We start from the raw sequence: 18,727 nt of genomic DNA, 5'->3' as shown, positions 1-18,727 counted from the left end.
ATACAAATCGTGAAACAGATAACAAACAAAGTTGTCTGTTTTTTTGTTGTTGACTTTAACGTCTCGTAAACCCTTATGGTTATTTGTATAAACCTAAAGGAGGAAACGGAAATGCATGAATTTTATCAAATGCCTTTATTTGTAAAGTTAAAAGTAAAAAATATTGAAAAGTCGAAAGTCTGGTATAAAAACGTATTAGATTTTGATTCATTGTTTGATTTTCCAGACGATAAAGGAACAATATCAATGACACATTTAAGAGGGGAAAAGTACCAAGATTTGATGTTAATAAAGGATGAAAAGGTCAACGCTTCCAGTTCAGTAATTATTAATTTATTCTCTAATAATATTCATAATATTTATCAATCTGCGCTGGAAAACAAAGCAACTATTATTCAAGAACCAACAGTTACTCCATGGAATGCAAAAGAATTAACTATAAAAGATCCAGATGGATATATTTTCACAATAACTGAGAGTATCGATTCTGATAAAAGCTTTGATAGTGTAATTGAAAATGTTAAAGGAAAATTAGATAGAAAAGAATAGTTTGTATTGATAGAACCTAGGAAAATAAAATAAAAAGCAACCGACTACAAAATGGACAGGTTTTGGTCGGTTGCTCTTATATATGCTGAAAACGTTGTTATATCAACTACCCATGAGTAGCAGACTCAAACGCAACAACGCTCATATCATTAAATTGCGACCGCTATTATTGAAAATCAAGAGCTATTAAAGTATTGATATAACGGTATTTATTATATTGAAATATGTCGCAATTTTTCATTAAAAATCACATTCTATCACCAGTTAGGGACTATTTGGTCACCAAAAGTCACCTGTTTTAATACCCTAAGCCCTAGTTAGTTCAGCAAGAAGCAAGAATTTAATCTAATTTTTTTACAAATAAAACTCTGTCTTGATTTGGTCCATCATAGTCTGTATTTAATGATAGACCTTCAATAATTCTATCTCCATCTTCAATTTCAAAACCCATTTTGGTATGATACGCAATCGAAACTTTATTGACAGGTGACGTTACACACCGAACGATACTTCGATTACTTTGCTTTACTACATTAAAAAATTTATTGTATAAATGTTTTCCAATATGATGCTTTCTGTATTCAGGATGAACTCCAACGAAATGAATATACGCCTCATTTGAATGAGTTTGAGAAAGGAATCCTATTAGAAAACCCACAAGTTTACCATCCTTTTCTGCAATGAAGCTTGTTTGTGCAAAATGGTCGAAGAATAATTTTGGTAGCTTATCAGACATATTCCTGCCACCCCACCACTCGTTAATTAGAGGTGAAATTACATAGTAGTCTGAACCTTTAACTGAACGAATTTCCATTTTAATCCTCCTATTTATGTAAAAATTTATTTAAACTAATATTAACATTAAAACAATTTTATATTAGTTTAACAATACCTCATCTAAATATTATTTGGACAATTATTTCATTCATCATTCCAACCAATTATCTAATGTTGGTTCACCATGCCTATTGATTGTGGAAGACTTCTCTTTCCATACAACCACCTATAGAATGGCACTGAACATTCTCTTTCGCGGTTCGCCCCTCCACAGATGATGATATTGGGATTAAATTTGAGGCAAGTTTTGTATGAGAAGATGGTCGGAAATAAAACAGATAACTAACAGAGTTGTCTGTTTTTTTGTTCATTTAATTAGTCAATCCGTCTTAAGGCTGAGAAATAACACAGCCTATAGCATGTTCCTAATAATAGGTTAAATTGATATAATTAAACCATTAAAGGAAACTGCAAGCAAGAAGGAAGGGGATGTTCATTATGGGTATGAAAATATGGTGGGCCACAAATATTGTATGGATATTAATTTTCAGTGCTCTTGCAGTATTTGTTGGTGCAAGAAATATTGATGGAGCAGGTGTAGTTCAAACACCTGAAATTAAAATGATAACATTCGTTATTTTAGGTATTGCTGTTTTAGTTGTTTTACTATTTCAATTGATTTTTCTTTATTTTGTTAGAAAAAGTACAAATAAAAATTTAACAAAAAGATTATCATGACTCAACGTTGTTCTTTGTTTTTGTGTAAGCCGCTTAAATAAGTGGCTTTTTTGTATGTACTCTTGTCAGTATTCTTTACAAAATGAAATTCCAAAAATCTGTAAGGAGTTAGCTGGATTTTGGAAAGAAAAAGATGATGGCTAAACAAATTCAATTGTTTGATAATAAATTCAACGATCATGGTAAAACACTTGCTGTATGATAATTTTACAATTACTTTGAGCCATTGGGTGTTCTTGAAATGTTTGATTCGAATTTTCCGGCTCCAAACAGAACATATAATCCCATAAAGTGGTGATGAGTTAATTTTTTTCTGCAAGTTACTGAGAATTAGAAACTGCTAAGAACGGCAAGCCACGTATCAAACACTGAACTTAGATATGATGAAGAAAAAAGTAAATATATAAAAAGAACAAAAATGTCCCATTGAGCATGAGAAAATAAAGGCAAGTGACCTATTTGACGAAATCTTGAAAATGGTCTCCTTTTCGTCGCTTTTGATCACTTGCTTAAATGTCAACTATTAAAAAACACGCTAAAACCCTGTTATATCAACTACTCTTGAATAGCAGCCTCTAACGCAACAACCATCATATCGTTGAAAGTTGTTTGGCGCTCTTCTGAAGTCGTTACCTCACCTGTTAGGATATGGTCGCTTACTGTTAGAACAGAAAGTGCTTTACGGCCGAATTTTGCGGCTAATGTGTAAAGTGCTGCAGATTCCATTTCAACTGCTAGTACGCCGTATTGTGCTAATTTTTCGTTTTGATGCTCATCAGAATAGAATAAATCAGCTGTGAAGATATTCCCTACTTGTAGGTTTAGCCCAGCCGCTTTACCTGCATTATAGGCTTTTAATAATAAGTCGAAGTCAGCGATTGGTGCGAAGTCGATAGCACCGCCCCAAATAATTTGGTTCATACGTGTGTCAGATGTTGCAGCTTGGGCTAAAATGACATCACGTACTTTTACATCTTTTTGAATTGCACCACAAGTACCTACGCGGATTAATTTTTGAACATCATATTCTTGCATTAATTCAGTTGCATAGATGGAAATTGATGGCACACCCATCCCAGTTCCTTGTACAGAGATACGTTTGCCTTTATATGTTCCCGTATAACCAAACATATTACGTACTTCGTTATAGCAAGTTACATCCTCTAAAAACGTCTCTGCGATGTATTTTGCACGAAGTGGATCTCCTGGAAGTAAAATTGTGTCAGCGATTTCGCCTTTTTTTGCATTAATATGAACACTCATACTGCAATCCCTCTTTTCTGTCAGTTATCACTTTAAATAATACTGTGTTTCTGTTATTTAATCAATGCTAGACGTCTAGCAACTTAAAATAAATTCATGCATTTCTTTCCTTGTCTCACCCTTGCTCGACATATAATGCCCACAATTCATCAAATGCTTCAGTAGTAAGGTTGTCTGTTGCAAACGATTCAATATACGTTGAAAGCTCTTCAAAATCTGTGCATTGCTTTGGGAAATTATGCTCATGAAACATCTCCTCTGCAAATCGTACCTTCTGATCAGACCAATCTCCACCGCGGAAAGTTAATACATATAAATAAAAGCTCTTTTTCATGCTAGAAATTCCCCTTTTAAACTAATCTGTTTTCCGCTAGTTTATCAAAAAATTATGTTCTCGTCATAAAAATAACTATTAAGTATTTTTTCCTATTTAAGTTTATTGACTATTTTTTTCACATCTTTCGACTTGAGACGTAGAAGTTTAATAGGTTTTTTTATCTGAAAAATGAAAATTTTGCGAAATAATATCTAGAAAAATCTAGTAAAATAAGATAAAATTGAAATCGACTATTTGAAAATAGGAAGGTGATGGCGATGAAAAACTTACAAAAAACCAGTAACTCTGCGAAAAAACGCCCGTCTCTCTTTAAAACTAGCTTTTCTGCTAAAGAGAAAGCAACTGATTTAGAGGAAAGTAGGCATAATCTCCCTCCTATTAAGGAAAAACGACAACGTTTTTATCATTTAATACGGGGTAAAGTGCTTATTATATTTACACTTCTAATTATCATTAATGGAATAATGGGTATATTGTCTTATGTCGATATACGTAATCTTCAGCGACAAATGGATGATTTTACTGAGAAAAATGTCCAAGAGCAATTAACAGTTAATCAGCTTGCTTATGAAATTGCACGGCTCACAAATTTAGAGCAAACCTATTTAATTACTGGTAACGGCACTTATTCTACTTCATATCATATGAAAATTGACTCGATAAATAAAAAAATTAAGGAATTAGAAGATCAGTTCTCAGATCGAGAGCTTGAACTTGGACATATGCAGGCAATTGGTCAATATTATAAAAATTACCTCGATTACTCTGAAAAAGTCATGACGATGCGTGATGAGCTTGGACTGGAGCAAGCAAGAAAGCTGATGATGGGCGCTGTTGGCGAAACGATGAAAACACATATTGATAAAAATATCGAATCCATCAATACAGTGATGGATGAAGCAAATAAAACCAAATTAAATAAGTTGAACCAGCAAGTCAATGTCTCTATTATTTCTTTCTTTATCATTTCAGTAATCGGTTTTATTGCAATCATTATATTTGGCTATATGTTATTTAAATCATTAAAAAATAATACACAAGCAATTAACGAGTCGATTCTGGATATTGCACAGGCTGGTGGCGATTTGACAAGACGCGTTAAAGTACGTAATCATGATGAATTTTCAACGATTGCCTCTTCCACCAACACTTTAATAGAATCCATATCTAATCTCATAAAACGTGTGAGTGAGCTTGCAGATCATGTTTCTAGTAGCAGTCAGGAATTAATGTCATTAGCGGATGAAAATGCTCGTACTATTCAGGATATTGCAGATGCTACAGCTGACATTGCAAGCGATAGTGACAATACTATTTCCAGCATGAATAGTGCCCAGCAAAAAATGAGTGACCTTGAGCATTCTATGCACCATTTAAATGAACAAGCCAATGCTGTCCAACGTGCATCCTTAGCAATGCAGCAAGCAGCTGATGATGGCAGTCGCTCAGTTGAACAATCTTCACTAGTGATGCAGGCAATTGAAGAAACAATGGCCACGACGACAACAACGGTGGAGGCACTGGGACGAAAATCAGCAGACATAACATCAATCATTGGGACAATCACTGCTATATCCGAACAGACGAATTTACTGGCACTAAATGCTGCGATTGAAGCTGCACGTGCAGGGGAGCACGGAAGAGGCTTTGCAGTTGTAGCTGATGAAGTTCGCAAGTTAGCGGAGCAATCCCAAAGTGCTGCGAAGGAAGTCACAACAATTGTAACGTCCATTCAGGATGAAGTATCCTCTATTATTACACAAAACTACGAGGGGGTAACCTCGGTTATTCGCGGAGTAGAAGTGACAAATGAAACAAATCAATCATTAGCGAATATTTTATCGCATACACAGGAAACTACTTCCATTATTACGGCTATGGCTGAAAAAATTTCATTAACCCTTGAGTATAGCAATGCTGTAGCAAGTGAGTTTGTCCACGTTAATGCCTATGCTGAACAATCCGCTGCTAATACAGTTACTTCCGCAGCAGCAGCAACACAAGGCTCCGCTTCCATGCAAGAAATTAATGCAGCAGCCGCAGAGCTTGCCCAACAAGCAGACTTTCTTCGTAATTTAGTAAGTGAGTTTAAGGTTTAATTGACCCACTATAAGCACAAAAAAACTCCCAGCAAACTTCATGCTAGGAGTTTTCTTTATTTAAATAAGGAAAGATATTCAGTATAGCCTTCCTTTTCTAAATCCTCTTTTGGTATAAAACGTAAAGCTGCTGAATTGATGCAATAGCGTAAGCCTCCAAGCTCAGTTGGTCCATCAGGGAAAACATGTCCTAAATGTGAATCAGCATCCTTACTGCGAACCTCCACTCGACGCATTCCATGAGATGTATCAAAATGCTCAGTTACTTCCTCTTTTTCAATTGGCTTTGTAAATGCTGGCCAACCACATCCTGAATCGAATTTATCGAGGGAGCTAAATAACGGTTTCCCTGAAACGATATCAACATAAATGCCATCTTCAAAATGTTGATCATATTCATTACGGAACGGTGGTTCTGTTCCATTTTCTTGTGTTACATAGTATTGCATGTCAGTTAGTTCTTTTAAGCGTTGTTCTTTTTTCATTTTTCTCGCCCCCAGTGTTGCTCCTGAAATGCTTTGCGACCAGAACCAATCGAATAGCGCTCGTAGTGCATTGGATTTTTCTTATAATAATATTGATGATAATCCTCGGCTGGATAAAACGTATTAGCTGGTAAGATTTTCACCGCAATTGGCTTATCAAATTTACCAGATGCCTCTAAATCCGCTTTAGAACGTTCCGCTAATTCACGTTGCTCCTCATTATGATAAAAAATGGCAGTTGTGTAGGATTCCCCACGATCATAAAATTGCCCACCGACATCTGTTGGATCTATTAATGTCCAAAATGTCGCAAGTAATTGCTCATAGGAATAGAGCTCATCCTCAAAGGTAATTTGTACTGCTTCCATATGTCCTGTTGTTTCAGAGCATACTTGTTCATATGTCGGATTTACAACATGTCCACCCGTATAACCAGAAATCACCGATTCAATTCCAGGTGTTTCGTCAAAGGGCTTGACCATACACCAAAAACAACCACCTGCAAATGTTGCATATTGCTTTACCATTCATGTCACTCCTTATTCACCAGGAACAATAATTTCCAATAAAATTTTATCTTTTGGTAAATTTAACTCTTTTGCTCGAATACGAGACCCAGAAGCTATATTAATACGTGATAAATCAATATAAATTTCTGCCTTATTTGGATTTACTGTAATCCAAGAAGGAAATTCCACCGAGTCGCGCATAATTTTCATAGTCGTCTCAGGTGGAATATTCAACAGCCCTACATTCATACCTGTTTGCTTTAGGATAATATTCCCTTTGTCATCAACGATGGGATCAAAATTCATAGTGATTGGGATTTCTGTATAAAAAACTGTTAGCTTACTTCTTAGCTGAATATCATCACCAATCGTAAAATCCAATGGCAGAGGTGATCCTTTTGCGGCGTCCTTTAAATATTTCTTCGATATTGATTCTAACTCCTTCGTTGTTGTTTGAACAACGAGGACATTCCCTTTTACTTCACTTTCACCTTCCGAACTCTTTGCTACAATTACTCCATCAACAGGTTTTGTTGCTAAATACACGACGAGGAGGATTGCAAACAGCACTGTGCCTGCTAAGGCGAAAAATGCGATTTTCCATTTATTCATTTTGTCACTCCTCGAAGCCTATTTCCTTGTTAATTTTTTGTTCCATTCCACACTGCTCCATTGCTGCAAGTATTCGTTCCGTCATTTTTTCATAGCCTTTTGCGTTTGGATGAAAGAAATCCGTATGATATACGAGCTCTTTGTTTGAATCAAATAAATCCTCCACTGAGACATAGCAGGCATTCGTATCTCCACTTGCAATGTCTTTTATGACATTATTCCACTCCGTTATAATTGTATCAAATTCATTGGCCTCATTTGTCACGATAGAGAATGGATTATAAAAACCAATCAGCAATAAGGGTACCGTAGGATTTTTAGCACGAATGCCAGCAACGATTTTACTATAGCGTTCCTTATATGCCAGCAATTCTTTATCAAAAGCATCTCGTTTCAAATTAAACAAATCCTGTCTAACTACCTTCATAACATCATTTCCGCCCATGGTTAATGAAATAAGCTGTGCGTTTTGCAATTCTTCATCATAATGCCCTTTTTTCACTAATTTTAATAGCTGATCACTACGTCTTCCTCTTTTTCCTCTATTGTCGACCTCTACATCAGAGATAGAGGGCCAAGCTTGCAAAGAATCTGTTAATCTACCTACAAAACCGTCTTGACTATACTCATCACCGACACCATCTGTTAATGAATCTCCCAGTGCCAAATAATGTAGTTGTTTTGCGTTTTCATCATCAATTTTCCGTAAATCCTCTGGTGATGGCTCAAAAAAATGCTCAAAAATTTGCGTCAACATATTCTTAGAGGTTTTTTCCTCGTCTTCTGTTTGTTGCTCATCCTGTTTCATATCTTGCTCCGTCCCTGCTTGCTCACCTTCAGGCTCTGCTTGCGGATTCGGTTCATCTATTGATATAGCACAACCACTTAGTACTAAGACGGTCAAAATTGACAAAATTAATATTCGCCAAATGCTCATTTGACCACCTTCCATCATTCGCTGTTTCTTCTATTATAGAATAGTTCATACTGCAATGAAAAGGGACGATACCTAGCTATTCCATAAAAAAAGTGTTTTTAACTGTAATGCCTACTTTTCCCTGCATTATAAAAAATAAAAAGCCACTACAATACTTATGTAGTAGCTCCTGTCTATTATTCTGCAAAATAAATAAATCCAATCGCTCCAGGACCAGTATGTGTAGAGATAATAGGTGATGTGAAGGCAATCTCTACGTCATTAAAGCCTGTTTCTTCAATTAACGCTTTTAATGGTTCACCCATCGTAATTAGTCCATCAGCATGAGAGATTCCCACTGCTTTTACGGTTTTACCAGCGGTATCAGCTTGAAATTGTTTAAATAAGTAATTTACAACCTGTTTATGGCTTCTAACTTTAGAAACAGGGTTGTATACCCCACCCTCTAAATTTGCAATTACTTTGATATTGAGTAAAGATCCGATAAAGCCTGTACCTTTACCAATTCGTCCGCCCTTAATTAAGTTTTCCAACGTGTCAACAATAACATATAAATAAGTATTATCGCGCACTTTTTCTAGACGTGTCACGATTTCCTCGACAGTAGCACCTGTATCTCGCATTTTAATTGCCTCACGTAATTGAATGGCTAGTCCAATCGCAATAAAGCGTGAATCAATTACTGTGACATCTGCGTCTGTCATTTGTGCTGCCTGACGAGCTGATTCAACAGTTCCACTCATACCACCAGTCATGTGAATGGATATGATTTTATCCCCATTTTGACCCAGCTCATCGTACAATTCTTTAAACTTCCCTGGAGCAGGCTGGGAACTTTTTGGTAAATCTTTAGCGTTTTTCATTAAACCTAAAAAAGGCTGTGGTTCTAAATCAACACCATCTATATATGTTTGCCCATCAATTTGAATCGTTAAAGGCACGATATGTATACCATGCTGCGATACTTCTTCCTTAGTTAAATCACAAGTTGAGTCCGTTACAATATGAATTCGTCCCACTTCGACACATCCTTTTACTTCATTAAAATTTATTATATAGACTAATGAAACATTATGTAAACATGACATTTGTCATTAGGTATCATACAATGATATTTATTTTGAAAACGCTACCTTTGCTACTATAGCGCTTAGTCGAGCACTTGTCTAACAATGTCCTTCATGGATTTAGACATTTATATGACACTTTTGATACTGAAGATATGACAAATGTAAATAGCAGGATGAAAATTATTGGGGTATAGTAAAAATACAAGCGAAAGGAGTGTTTAAAATGATGGATTCATTTGACTATAAAACATGGAGAGAAGAATTGTGGAATGCCATTACGCATGGTATTGGGTTTATCGCTAGTATTCCAGCATTAATTGTTCTTATTTTAGCGGCTGTACAAACAGGTGGAGCGCTTCAAATAACAACTTTTAGTATTTTCGGTGCCTCTGTCATCATTTTATTTTTAATGTCAACACTGCTACATAGCATGCCTGAAAAATATAAATACTTTTTCTCTATACTTGATCATTCGTCTATTTATATTTTGATTGCAGGAACCTATACACCTTTTCTGTTAATTGCGATTGGCGGCACTCTAGGCATTACCTTATTATGTATTATTTGGTCTCTTGCTCTATTAGGCGTTCTATTTAAATGCTTCTTTATTAATCGATTTGAAATACTTTCTTTAATTTTTTATATCGGTATGGGTTGGTTAATTATTTTTGCAATAAAGCCTATCTACCTTTACTTAGGATTTAATGGCTTTGCTTTACTGTTTGCAGGTGGGCTACTCTATACAATTGGTGCAATTTTTTATGCTTGGCGCTCACTTCCTTACAATCATACAATCTGGCATCTATTTGTATTAGCTGGCTGTGGATCAATGTATGCTTGTGTTTATTTTTACTTATAAATACAAAATGAAAATCGCTCTTTTTTGATAAAGGAGCGATTTTTCGTTCATCCATTGATATTGGAGCACCAGCCGTATGATACTTCAATATCAATATTTAGGTTTTTACAATTTTATATATTCATGATGTATTGTAAGATTTGTTTTTCTCTTTCCTTTTGACCAGCTATACCAGTTTTAAGAAGTTTCTGATGGTTCTGTGTATCTTCTAATGATTTTAACAATTGATTGGCTAATTTTTGCGTAATCATATCTTTTATGTCACCAGAAGACTCTTCTTTTTCTTCCTTCTTGGTTAATTTCACTTCTCTAATGATTACCTTTTCTCCATTTTCTTTCGTTACTATATGACGTATATACCCATTTTCTTTTTTTATTTCATACGTTGCTTTCTTTTTATTGTTTCTAAGAAATAAATCATCCGATAAACGATTAAAACCGTCTTTTTTTAATACACTAAAATAATTACTGCTCCCTAATTGAACATTCAGAGCACCCATCCCCCTATCTTTACAACCAATATTTATATACTTTCTATCGTCATAATAATTTTTATTTAAAGATTCCTGAGCCTATCTGATAAAGATTTTTTGTAGCTCAAACTTGTTCAATGCGTTTACTAAGTTATTGCCCAATCTCTAACGCTATTCATTTGGAATAATTTTATAGTGATTTACCTATTCAGCAGATCTCTATTTTTTGCGTTCAAAAATCTGATATTCGAATGTATAACCCTCTAATGCTGTTTCTGGCTTTTCTGAGGATACTTGTACAAAATCCTGTTCATATTTCGGGAAATAGGTATCCCCATTAAAAGAATGATTAATTTTTGTAATATATAAACGATCTGCGATAGCCATCGATAGGCGGAAAATTTGCTCTCCTCCTATAATCATAATTTCCGGAACATCACCAGCAAGGACGATGGCTTCCTCTAAACTTGTTGCTGTTTCAATCCCTTCTGCATGATAGCTTTCGTCTCGAGAAATTACGATATTTCGACGACCAGGTAGTGGTCTGCCAATCGATTCAAATGTTTTACGACCCATAATCATCGGCTTGCCCATTGTTTTATTTTTAAAATATTGTAAATCTCCAGGTAAATGCCATGGCATTCCATTTTCATAACCAATCACATAATTAGTATCATGTGCCACAATTAAAGAAATCATCTTGTCCCTCCAAATACTTTCATTCATCTTATTATAAACAAATTTTACTGTGACAATTAGCATATTTCTGCCCATTCATAAATTTTTCGATTTTAAATCCTAGTAAAATTATATGAATAGTTTATAATAGAATCATCGAATATAAAAAAAGGATGGATGATGATGACAAAACTAACAAATGAGGCGATTCACTACATTGAAGCAAATGACTCTACTATTCCGTATTATAATTTAACACCTGCTGAGGCTCGTGCTATTCGAACAGTGCCAAAATGGGAGTCAACACAGGCTCCACAGCTTGCTTCGATTACGGATAGAAAAATAACTGTACGTGATGGTGCAAAAATAAATGTTCGTATTTATAAACCTTTTTTTGACAAAATACTCCCAGTCATTATTTATTATCATGGGGGTGGCTGGGTATTCGGCAATTTAGAATCTTCTGATGCAGGGTGCCAGCTATTGGCAGAAAAAGCTGAGGCTATTGTTGTATCTGTTGATTATCGTCTAGCGCCAGAATATCCATTTCCTATTCCGCTTCACGATGCCTATGACAGTTTAGTATGGGTTTACGAAAACATTCTGCAATTTGGTGGGGATGCAACAAGGTTAAGCGTAGCTGGTGATAGCGCAGGTGGAAACTTAGCAACGGTTGTAGCCTATTTAGCTGCTACATTAAATGGCCCAGCAATCCAAGCTCAGGCACTTATTTACCCAGTCGTGAATATAGATTTTACAACAGCATCCTACAGTGCTTATGGAGAACATTATGGTTTAGACAAACAAGGGATGCAATGGTTTGCAGGACATTACACAGATGGACAAAACTATAAAGATCCACTTGTCTCCCCGCTTCAGATTGAGGATGTAAGTGTTTTGCCAAAAACAATTATTATTGCCGCAGAAGCGGATGTTCTCTATGATGAGGGTCTTGCTTATGCACAAAAACTTGCCGATGCAGGCGTATCCGTTGAGCATATCAACATGACTGGATTAATCCATAGCTATTTTAGCAAAATGAACTTTTTTGAAGAAGCGACAATACAAACAGCTGAAAAAATCGCTTGTTTCATGAAATAAGTTTGTCTATTCGCATAAAAGAGTGCGATAATAGAGCAAAATGCTTTTTAAAGGATGACAACATGACACATACGATTGCTTTACAAATTAAAAAACCCTTTGCTGATCAATTAAAAAAAGGCTATCCTCTTATTTCAAAGGATGCTGTTGACGCTAGTCAGCTTCCTAAAGAAGAAGGTGCCCTATTAAGACTACTGGACAGCCACCAACGCTTTCTTGGCATAGGTTACTATGGCATCCAAAATAAAGGCATTGGTTGGATGCTAACAACAGATGTCAACGAAAAAATAGACAAAGCTTTTTTTATTAGAAAATTTACAAAGGCACTTGCAAATCGTCAGAACTTCTTCGATGATCCTAATACAACAGCCTTTCGTATTTTTAATGGTGAAGGTGATGGTATAGGTGGTATCACCATTGACTATTTCGATTCTTACTATCTAGTGAGCTGGTACAGTGCGGGTATCTATTTATGGAAGGATATGATATACGAAGCACTTGCTGAGACAGTAAACTTTACAGCCATTTATGAGAAAAAGCGATTTGATCTTAAAGGGCAATATATGGAGCAGGACGATTTCGTTATGGGGACTCCTGGTGAATTTCCAATCATTATTTTGGAAAATGGCATGAGCTATGCTGTTCATTTAAACGATGGCGCAATGACAGGTATTTTTCTCGATCAACGGGACGTAAGGCTTGCGATTCGTGAACACTACGCAGACCATAGGAATATGCTTAATACGTTCTCCTATACTGGAGCATTTTCTGTTGCGGCGGTACTTGGTGGAGCAGTAAAAACAACAAGTGTAGATGTTGCAAAGCGTAGTTTAGCTAAAACAATTGAGCAATTTAGCGTCAATAATATAGACTATGAATCACAGGATATTAAAGTAATGGATGTTTTTAATTATTTTAAATATGCACAGCGTCATCATTTGAAATATGATCTTGTTGTTTTAGATCCACCTAGCTTTGCACGGACAAAGGAAAGAACGTTCTCAACAGCGAAAGACTATCCGAAATTGTTAATTGACACGATTGCCATCACAGAGAAAAATGGTATTATCGTTGCTTCAACCAATAACGCAAGCTTTGGTATGAAAAAGTTTAAAAGTTTTATTGATCAGGCCTTTAAAGAAACGCATACACGCTATAAAATTGTTGAGGAATACAGCCTGCCGAAGGATTTCCGTGTACCACGTGAATATCCTGAATTTAATTACTTAAAGGTTGTTTTTATAAAAAAAATAGACTAAATGCATTGAGACAGAATCACCTCCCTATGATTCTGTCTTTTTGTTCGGATAAATTTCTGGTTTATTATATAATATACTTACAAATTATAGGTAATTGGAGTGATTAAATGGCGTATATTCGTGAAAAGTTAATGATTACAACTGAAAGGCTAGTCCTGCGATTATTTCAAGCATCTGACGCAGAAACGGTGGCAAAGCTTTGCAATAACTATAATATTTATAAAAGTACATTGTACTTGCCCTATCCATATAGTTTGAATGATGCGTTGTCATGGATAGAACGCCATTACGATCATTTTATGGAGGATATTTCGTACGAATTTGCAGTAACTGATAAAGAAACTGGTGAATTATATGGAGCAATTGCATTATCGAATAACAAACGTTTTAATCAAGGAGAAATTGCCTATTGGATTGGTGAGCAATATTGGGGAAAAGGCTATGCGACAGAGGCAGCGCAGTCGATTCTACAATTCGCTTTTGAAGAAAAGAAACTGCACAAAGTATTTGCACGATTTTTTTCATCAAACCCTGCTTCTGGAAAAGTAATGAAGAAAATTGGTATGACACAAGAAGGAATATTAAAGGATCATATTATAAAAGACGGTAAATACGAGGATTTAGTATTTTATGGAGTTATTAATCAATAATTTAGAAAGATGGCCTAAGAAGCTTTTTTAGCCCTTAAGCCACCACCCTCTATGATTCTTATAGGTATTTGACAAACCAATCTCGAATATATTCCAATCTATTCATTCTTAACATTGGTTTTCCACTTCTTGAAAGTTCGTGATTGGATTCAGGGAAGCGAATAAATTTTGCTTCTTTTTTACGATGCTTTAAGGCAATAAACAATTGCTCTGCCTGTTCAATCGGGCAGCGATAGTCTTTTTCACTGTGTAAAATTAACAGTGGTGTCTGTACATAGTCCACATATTTCAGCGGAGAATGATGCCATAGCTTTTCAATATCGTCTAGTCCCGCTTGAATTTGCCAGTCTGTAAAGTAATAGCCAATATCACTTACACCGTAAAAGCTAATCCAGTTAGAGATAGAGCGTTGCGTAACAGCCGCTTTAAAACGGTTTGTATGGCTAACAATCCAGTTAGTCATAAAGCCACCATAGCTGCCTCCTGTCACGCCAAGTCGGTCTTGATCAATAAATTCATACTGTTCCAATACATAGTCAACAGCAGCCATAAGGTCTTGATAATCATTGCCACCATAATCACCTCGGACTGCATCAACAAATTTTTGACCGTAGCCGTGACTACCGCGAGGATTCGTATATAGTACCGCAAAACCTTGTGCAGCAAGTATTTGAAATTCGTTAAAATAGGTATGGGCATACATTGCGTGCGGACCACCATGGATTTCAAGAATAAGTGGATATTTTCCCCCCTCCTCATATCCGATGGGCTTCATTATCCAGCCGTTTACTTTCCAGCCATCTGCCCCTTCATATTCAATAGCTTCTGGAACAGATAATATTCTTGATCTTAAAAACTCTTCGTTCACTTTAGTGAGCTGTTCCTTTTCACCAGTTTTTAAATTGACGTAAAATAGATCACCAGGATTTGTTGTAGTGCTGATGGCAACGACTGCTTTATCATTTTGTGAATCAAGTGAAAAACCATAGACATACTGATTATCATGAATCGCTGGATATATTTCTCCAGCAATATTTCCAAAATAAATGGCTGTATTTCCGTGATCTGTCACTTGGAAGTAAAAGCTATGACTATCCTTCATCCATTGGATACGTGGAGCCACAACATCTTGTAGATAATCTCCAACTACAAAATCACCGACAGGAGCGTCAAAATCACTTGTTACACCTGTTAAATTACCCTGCTCCAAATCATAAATCCATAGCTTTGCTTGTGTAGCGTTTTCAAATTCTCTCTCACTTCCAAGAAAAGCGATGTATCGACTGTTCGGGGACCATGAAGTTTGGTAGAACACCCCCGTTCCTTCTGTTAGTTGGCGCGTTTGTTTCGTTTCTACCTCCAATAAATAAATATCATTATTGAAAGAAAAATCTACATCCTCTGTTAAATCAGCCAGATAAGCCAGATATTTTCCATTTGGTGACCATGTATCCAAATGGAAATGATGGCTTCCTGTCGTCACTTGTTCTAGCTCCCCTGATTCAAGATCGACAATGGCAATGTGAGTATATTGATCTATATCGATAAATCCAGCAGCATCTGATTTATACTTCATGTTGTCAACTTCAAGAGGTTTAAGTTCTTTTTCCTCTTTCTTAACATCTTCTGCTTTATCACAGATATCTTCATTTTTACCAAGCTTTACGGAGAAGGCAATTTTCTTACCACATGGAGACCATACAGGTGATGTGGCACCGTTTTTACAATGCGTAACTTGTTTGGCTTCTCCACCTGTTTTAGCAAGCACAAAAATTTGTGGCTTGCCAGTTCTCGTTGATACAAACGCAATTTTGCTGCCATCGGATGACCACACAGGTGAATTTGTTTTATCATCACCAAATGTCCATTGTAGAGGATTTTTTTCAGTCAAATTTATATAAAATAAATTTGATACATAGTCATTCTTTTTTTCATCAATACAAGTTTCTACATAAACTACTCCTTTTCCATCAGGTGATACTTGTGGATTTGATACTGATTTTAATCGATATAAATCTTCTGGTTGAATCCCATGTTTCACTGTTATTCGCTCCTTCTTGTTGAATTCTTACATAGCATTTTATTTCGATACACTAAGTATTTTCCCTGCTTAAAAGAAAAAATTTTTTAAGCCTATGTAATCTTTTATATGTGAAGAAGTATTTTACAATGACGAGGTTTCTTACAAAGTGACACCATGCTTGATAAGACTAGTTTTTAGAAATCAAACGCTATATCCCAATAGTCAGCCGTTTTTGTTCTACGATAAAATTTATAAAAAGGTTCATTTGATCGAGCATGCTCTTTGTAGAGTAAAATAATTGCATGGAGATAGCTTTCAATATGGTTAACGGGAATCCGTTTAGCAAACAATGTCCCCGCTTGAGCATTTGCCCCCATCGGCACCGCTCCTAAATAAACATCAAAGCTATCCTTTTGATAAATGAGGCCGATATCATCATAGACAACATTATAGCAAGCCGATGCACAGCCATTAACATTTAAGCGTAATCTTGATGGAACTGCCTTCCCTTCTAATGAATCATATAATTGCTCTGTTATAGGGGCTGCCTCCATTTTATCGCCATCACAGAAATCACATGCCTTCATGGCAACGATCGGACCTTGCTTTGCCACGTATAGTCCTGCTTTTTGTAGCTCATTTATAGCTTCTCCTAGACCAACAGTAGGAATTGATAATAATATACTGTAGGATGCAGAGTATTTAATAGCACCAGTGTTTCCAACGACCTTTGCGATTATTTGAAATTGTGTTGGAGTATAATGCTTATTAATAATTCCAGGGCTTACCGCAAGGCGAGTAAATTCTCCCTGATGATTTAGCTTTTCAAAGGTTTTCTCTGGTATGTTCATATTAAATGCATTCATGTATGATATCTCCTTATGAAAAAGGAGCCAGCAAAATGCTAGCTCAAATTTTAAAAGTTATCTGGATAAAAGCCTTTTGCCAAAATTTGAATCGCTTCTGCGGCACGGACACCTTCAGATGCTGCAGATAATGGTAAAATAACAAAATGTTCGTTTTTCACGGCTTCTGTTTCTTTTAATGCTGGGTCATTCTTTAAGAAATTAATTTTTTCCTCAGCAGATGTCTCTCCATAATCAATGACAACTATCACCTCTGGATTATGTGCAACTGCATCTTCTTTTGAAACAGTTGTCCAACCTGCCTCCACATCACCAAAAATGTTTTTACCCCCAGCAATCGTTACCAACTCATTCATAAAGTTTTGCGCTGCTGTAAAGACTTCCTTATCACCGCTATCAAAAACTAAAACAGGTAACTCTTTGCCATCCTGTGGCAATTTGGCACGAATATTATCTACATCTTTTGTCATTTGATCAATCAAAGCTTCTCCACGATCTTCGACACGGAATATTTTTGCGATATTACGAATATCTATGAAAATATCCTCTAAAGTTGGTTTTGTCATATTGGAGGCTGTATGTAAATAGGTGTGAATTCCTAATGCCTCAAGCTCTTCAGGAGTACCAACACCTTTTTCACCAAAGGCGCTTTTCCATCCCCCATATAAAAAGTCTGCCTCTGCATCAATAACCTGTTCCTTTGTAGGATATTGGTCAGCTAATACAGGTACTTTATCGTAAGCAGCTTGGAAAGGCTCATAAATTTTATCATCTAAATAAGCTGTACCAACCATTGAATCCTCTAAGCCTAAAGCTAGCATAATTTCTGTTACATGTTGGTTTAAGCTAATTGCTTTTTTGGGCGCTTCTTTATAGACCTGTGTTGTCCCGTTATTGTCGATCGTTACTTCTGCCGTTGCCGCTTGCGATGGTTCAACCTTCTCCCCTTGTGCTGCTGATTCTTTATCTTCCTTCGCACTGCATGCACCTAGAATGGCCATTAATGCCAGTGCAAAGACAAGCCACATGCTGTTCCATTTCTTCATGTCCTTTTCTCCTTTGATGTTAAATATATAGTAAGAAATCAGTTGACTTCTTTACTATCATGTTTTTGTTATGTACTGTGTAATAAATTGATAAAGGGCATAAAAAAATCCCCTTGTTTCCAAGAGGTTCGCATAGTGAAATAATGGCTTTTGGCCTGATTCACTATCCCCATCCTCGTGGTTAAAGTAAAGAATAATATTGGCAGGTATCCTGGCTTAGGTTCATCATCTATACGCCTTCCCATAGGTTGAATACAGTGGCATTTTGTATAGACTCCCCATTTACAGTTGCGGGACAGCATCGGATTTGCACCGATTTCCCTTTTAAGCAAATGACTAAGGCCATTTGCACCAATATAAAGGTATTATTGTTTGTTATAAATATTATTGATAGAC

20 protein-coding genes and 1 riboswitch are annotated in these 18,727 nt (G+C 36.1%); of the genes, 7 read left to right on the top strand and 13 right to left on the bottom strand.

All coding sequences use genetic code 11. The features are described 5' to 3' along the window. Positions 1–111: 111 nt before the first annotated feature. Positions 112–549, top strand: coding sequence for a VOC family protein (locus tag B2R82_RS20170; RefSeq protein ID WP_286926667.1), 438 nt, complete (start codon positions 112–114; stop codon positions 547–549). A gap of 340 nt (positions 550–889) precedes the next feature. Here the strand turns inward: B2R82_RS20170 and B2R82_RS20165 are convergent, their stop codons facing one another. After that, on the bottom strand, positions 890–1,363 hold the full coding sequence (locus B2R82_RS20165; RefSeq protein WP_286926666.1) for a GNAT family N-acetyltransferase: 474 nt from the start codon (positions 1,361–1,363) through the stop codon (positions 890–892). Positions 1,364–1,830: 467 nt separating this feature from the next. Between B2R82_RS20165 and B2R82_RS20160 the strand changes: the two genes are divergently transcribed. Then, positions 1,831–2,064 (top strand): DUF3923 family protein, encoded by a 234-nt coding sequence (locus B2R82_RS20160; RefSeq protein WP_286926665.1) that lies wholly within the window; start codon positions 1,831–1,833, stop codon positions 2,062–2,064. A gap of 555 nt (positions 2,065–2,619) precedes the next feature. Here the strand turns inward: B2R82_RS20160 and deoD are convergent. Together deoD and B2R82_RS20150 are read right to left on the bottom strand one after the other, a co-directional pair. After that, positions 2,620–3,327 carry a purine-nucleoside phosphorylase gene (gene deoD, locus B2R82_RS20155; protein ID WP_286926664.1) on the bottom strand — a complete coding sequence of 236 codons (708 nt, stop codon included), beginning with the start codon at positions 3,325–3,327 and terminating at the stop codon, positions 2,620–2,622. 115 nt (positions 3,328–3,442) lie between these two features. Next, a complete protein-coding gene (locus B2R82_RS20150; RefSeq protein WP_286926663.1) occupies positions 3,443–3,661 on the bottom strand; it encodes a YozE family protein in 219 nt (72 codons plus the stop codon). Positions 3,662–3,915: 254 nt separating this feature from the next. Here B2R82_RS20150 and B2R82_RS20145 point away from each other — a divergent pair, with 254 nt between their 5' ends. Continuing rightward, positions 3,916–5,763, top strand: coding sequence for a methyl-accepting chemotaxis protein (locus tag B2R82_RS20145; protein ID WP_376781250.1), 1,848 nt, complete (start codon positions 3,916–3,918; stop codon positions 5,761–5,763). Between the two features lie 56 nt (positions 5,764–5,819). Here the strand turns inward: B2R82_RS20145 and msrB are convergent, their stop codons facing one another. The 5 genes from msrB to B2R82_RS20120 form a co-directional block, all read right to left on the bottom strand. Then, entirely contained in the window at positions 5,820–6,248 is a 429-nt protein-coding gene (gene msrB, locus B2R82_RS20140; protein WP_286926661.1) for a peptide-methionine (R)-S-oxide reductase MsrB, read from the bottom strand. Beyond that, on the bottom strand, positions 6,245–6,775 hold the full coding sequence (gene msrA, locus B2R82_RS20135; RefSeq protein WP_286926660.1) for a peptide-methionine (S)-S-oxide reductase MsrA: 531 nt from the start codon (positions 6,773–6,775) through the stop codon (positions 6,245–6,247). The genes msrB and msrA overlap by 4 nt, the downstream gene beginning before the upstream one ends. A 12-nt stretch (positions 6,776–6,787) precedes the next feature. After that, positions 6,788–7,369 (bottom strand): YpmS family protein, encoded by a 582-nt coding sequence (locus B2R82_RS20130; protein ID WP_286926659.1) that lies wholly within the window; start codon positions 7,367–7,369, stop codon positions 6,788–6,790. A 4-nt stretch (positions 7,370–7,373) separates the two neighbouring features. Further along, complete coding sequence (locus tag B2R82_RS20125) at positions 7,374–8,324, bottom strand: GDSL-type esterase/lipase family protein (RefSeq protein WP_286926658.1); 951 nt, start codon at positions 8,322–8,324, stop codon at positions 7,374–7,376. Between the two features lie 158 nt (positions 8,325–8,482). Then, positions 8,483–9,325: a DegV family protein gene (locus B2R82_RS20120; RefSeq protein WP_286926657.1), complete on the bottom strand. Its 843-nt coding sequence runs from the start codon at positions 9,323–9,325 to the stop codon at positions 8,483–8,485. 274 nt (positions 9,326–9,599) lie between these two features. Here B2R82_RS20120 and trhA point away from each other — a divergent pair, with 274 nt between their 5' ends. Continuing rightward, a complete protein-coding gene (trhA, locus tag B2R82_RS20115; protein WP_286926656.1) occupies positions 9,600–10,235 on the top strand; it encodes a PAQR family membrane homeostasis protein TrhA in 636 nt (211 codons plus the stop codon). Between the two features lie 113 nt (positions 10,236–10,348). Here the strand turns inward: trhA and B2R82_RS20110 are convergent, their stop codons facing one another. Next, positions 10,349–10,735: a hypothetical protein gene (locus B2R82_RS20110; RefSeq protein ID WP_286926655.1), complete on the bottom strand. Its 387-nt coding sequence runs from the start codon at positions 10,733–10,735 to the stop codon at positions 10,349–10,351. A 192-nt stretch (positions 10,736–10,927) separates the two neighbouring features. Then, positions 10,928–11,407: a dihydrofolate reductase gene (locus tag B2R82_RS20105; RefSeq protein ID WP_286926654.1), complete on the bottom strand. Its 480-nt coding sequence runs from the start codon at positions 11,405–11,407 to the stop codon at positions 10,928–10,930. A 162-nt stretch (positions 11,408–11,569) separates the two neighbouring features. Between B2R82_RS20105 and B2R82_RS20100 the strand changes: the two genes are divergently transcribed. The 3 genes from B2R82_RS20100 (at position 11,570) to B2R82_RS20090 (ending at position 14,396) form a co-directional block, all read left to right on the top strand. Next, complete coding sequence (locus tag B2R82_RS20100) at positions 11,570–12,487, top strand: alpha/beta hydrolase (protein WP_286926653.1); 918 nt, start codon at positions 11,570–11,572, stop codon at positions 12,485–12,487. A 62-nt stretch (positions 12,488–12,549) separates the two neighbouring features. After that, positions 12,550–13,746, top strand: a complete 1,197-nt coding sequence (locus B2R82_RS20095) for a class I SAM-dependent rRNA methyltransferase (RefSeq protein ID WP_286926652.1) — start codon at positions 12,550–12,552, stop codon at positions 13,744–13,746. Positions 13,747–13,853: 107 nt separating this feature from the next. Then, complete coding sequence (locus tag B2R82_RS20090) at positions 13,854–14,396, top strand: GNAT family N-acetyltransferase (RefSeq protein WP_286926651.1); 543 nt, start codon at positions 13,854–13,856, stop codon at positions 14,394–14,396. A gap of 58 nt (positions 14,397–14,454) precedes the next feature. Here the strand turns inward: B2R82_RS20090 and B2R82_RS20085 are convergent, their stop codons facing one another. The 3 genes from B2R82_RS20085 to B2R82_RS20075 all read right to left on the bottom strand — a co-directional run bounded on the left by B2R82_RS20085 (position 14,455) and on the right by B2R82_RS20075 (position 18,331). Further along, positions 14,455–16,443, bottom strand: a complete 1,989-nt coding sequence (locus B2R82_RS20085; RefSeq protein WP_286926708.1) for a S9 family peptidase — start codon at positions 16,441–16,443, stop codon at positions 14,455–14,457. Positions 16,444–16,613: 170 nt separating this feature from the next. Further along, positions 16,614–17,285 (bottom strand): precorrin-3B methylase, encoded by a 672-nt coding sequence (locus B2R82_RS20080; protein WP_286926650.1) that lies wholly within the window; start codon positions 17,283–17,285, stop codon positions 16,614–16,616. Between the two features lie 50 nt (positions 17,286–17,335). Then, positions 17,336–18,331 carry an ABC transporter substrate-binding protein gene (locus B2R82_RS20075; protein ID WP_286926649.1) on the bottom strand — a complete coding sequence of 332 codons (996 nt, stop codon included), beginning with the start codon at positions 18,329–18,331 and terminating at the stop codon, positions 17,336–17,338. Between the two features lie 184 nt (positions 18,332–18,515). Next, positions 18,516–18,702, bottom strand: a riboswitch (cobalamin riboswitch). Positions 18,703–18,727 lie beyond the last annotated feature (25 nt).

Origin of the sequence: Lysinibacillus sp. UBA6686, from assembly GCF_002455205.1 — a bacterium.
GTDB classification, from domain to species: Bacteria; Bacillota; Bacilli; order Bacillales_A; family Planococcaceae; genus Lysinibacillus; species Lysinibacillus pakistanensis.
Note: the sequence above shows the minus strand (reverse complement) of the source record. Positions and strands in the feature narration are given on the sequence as shown.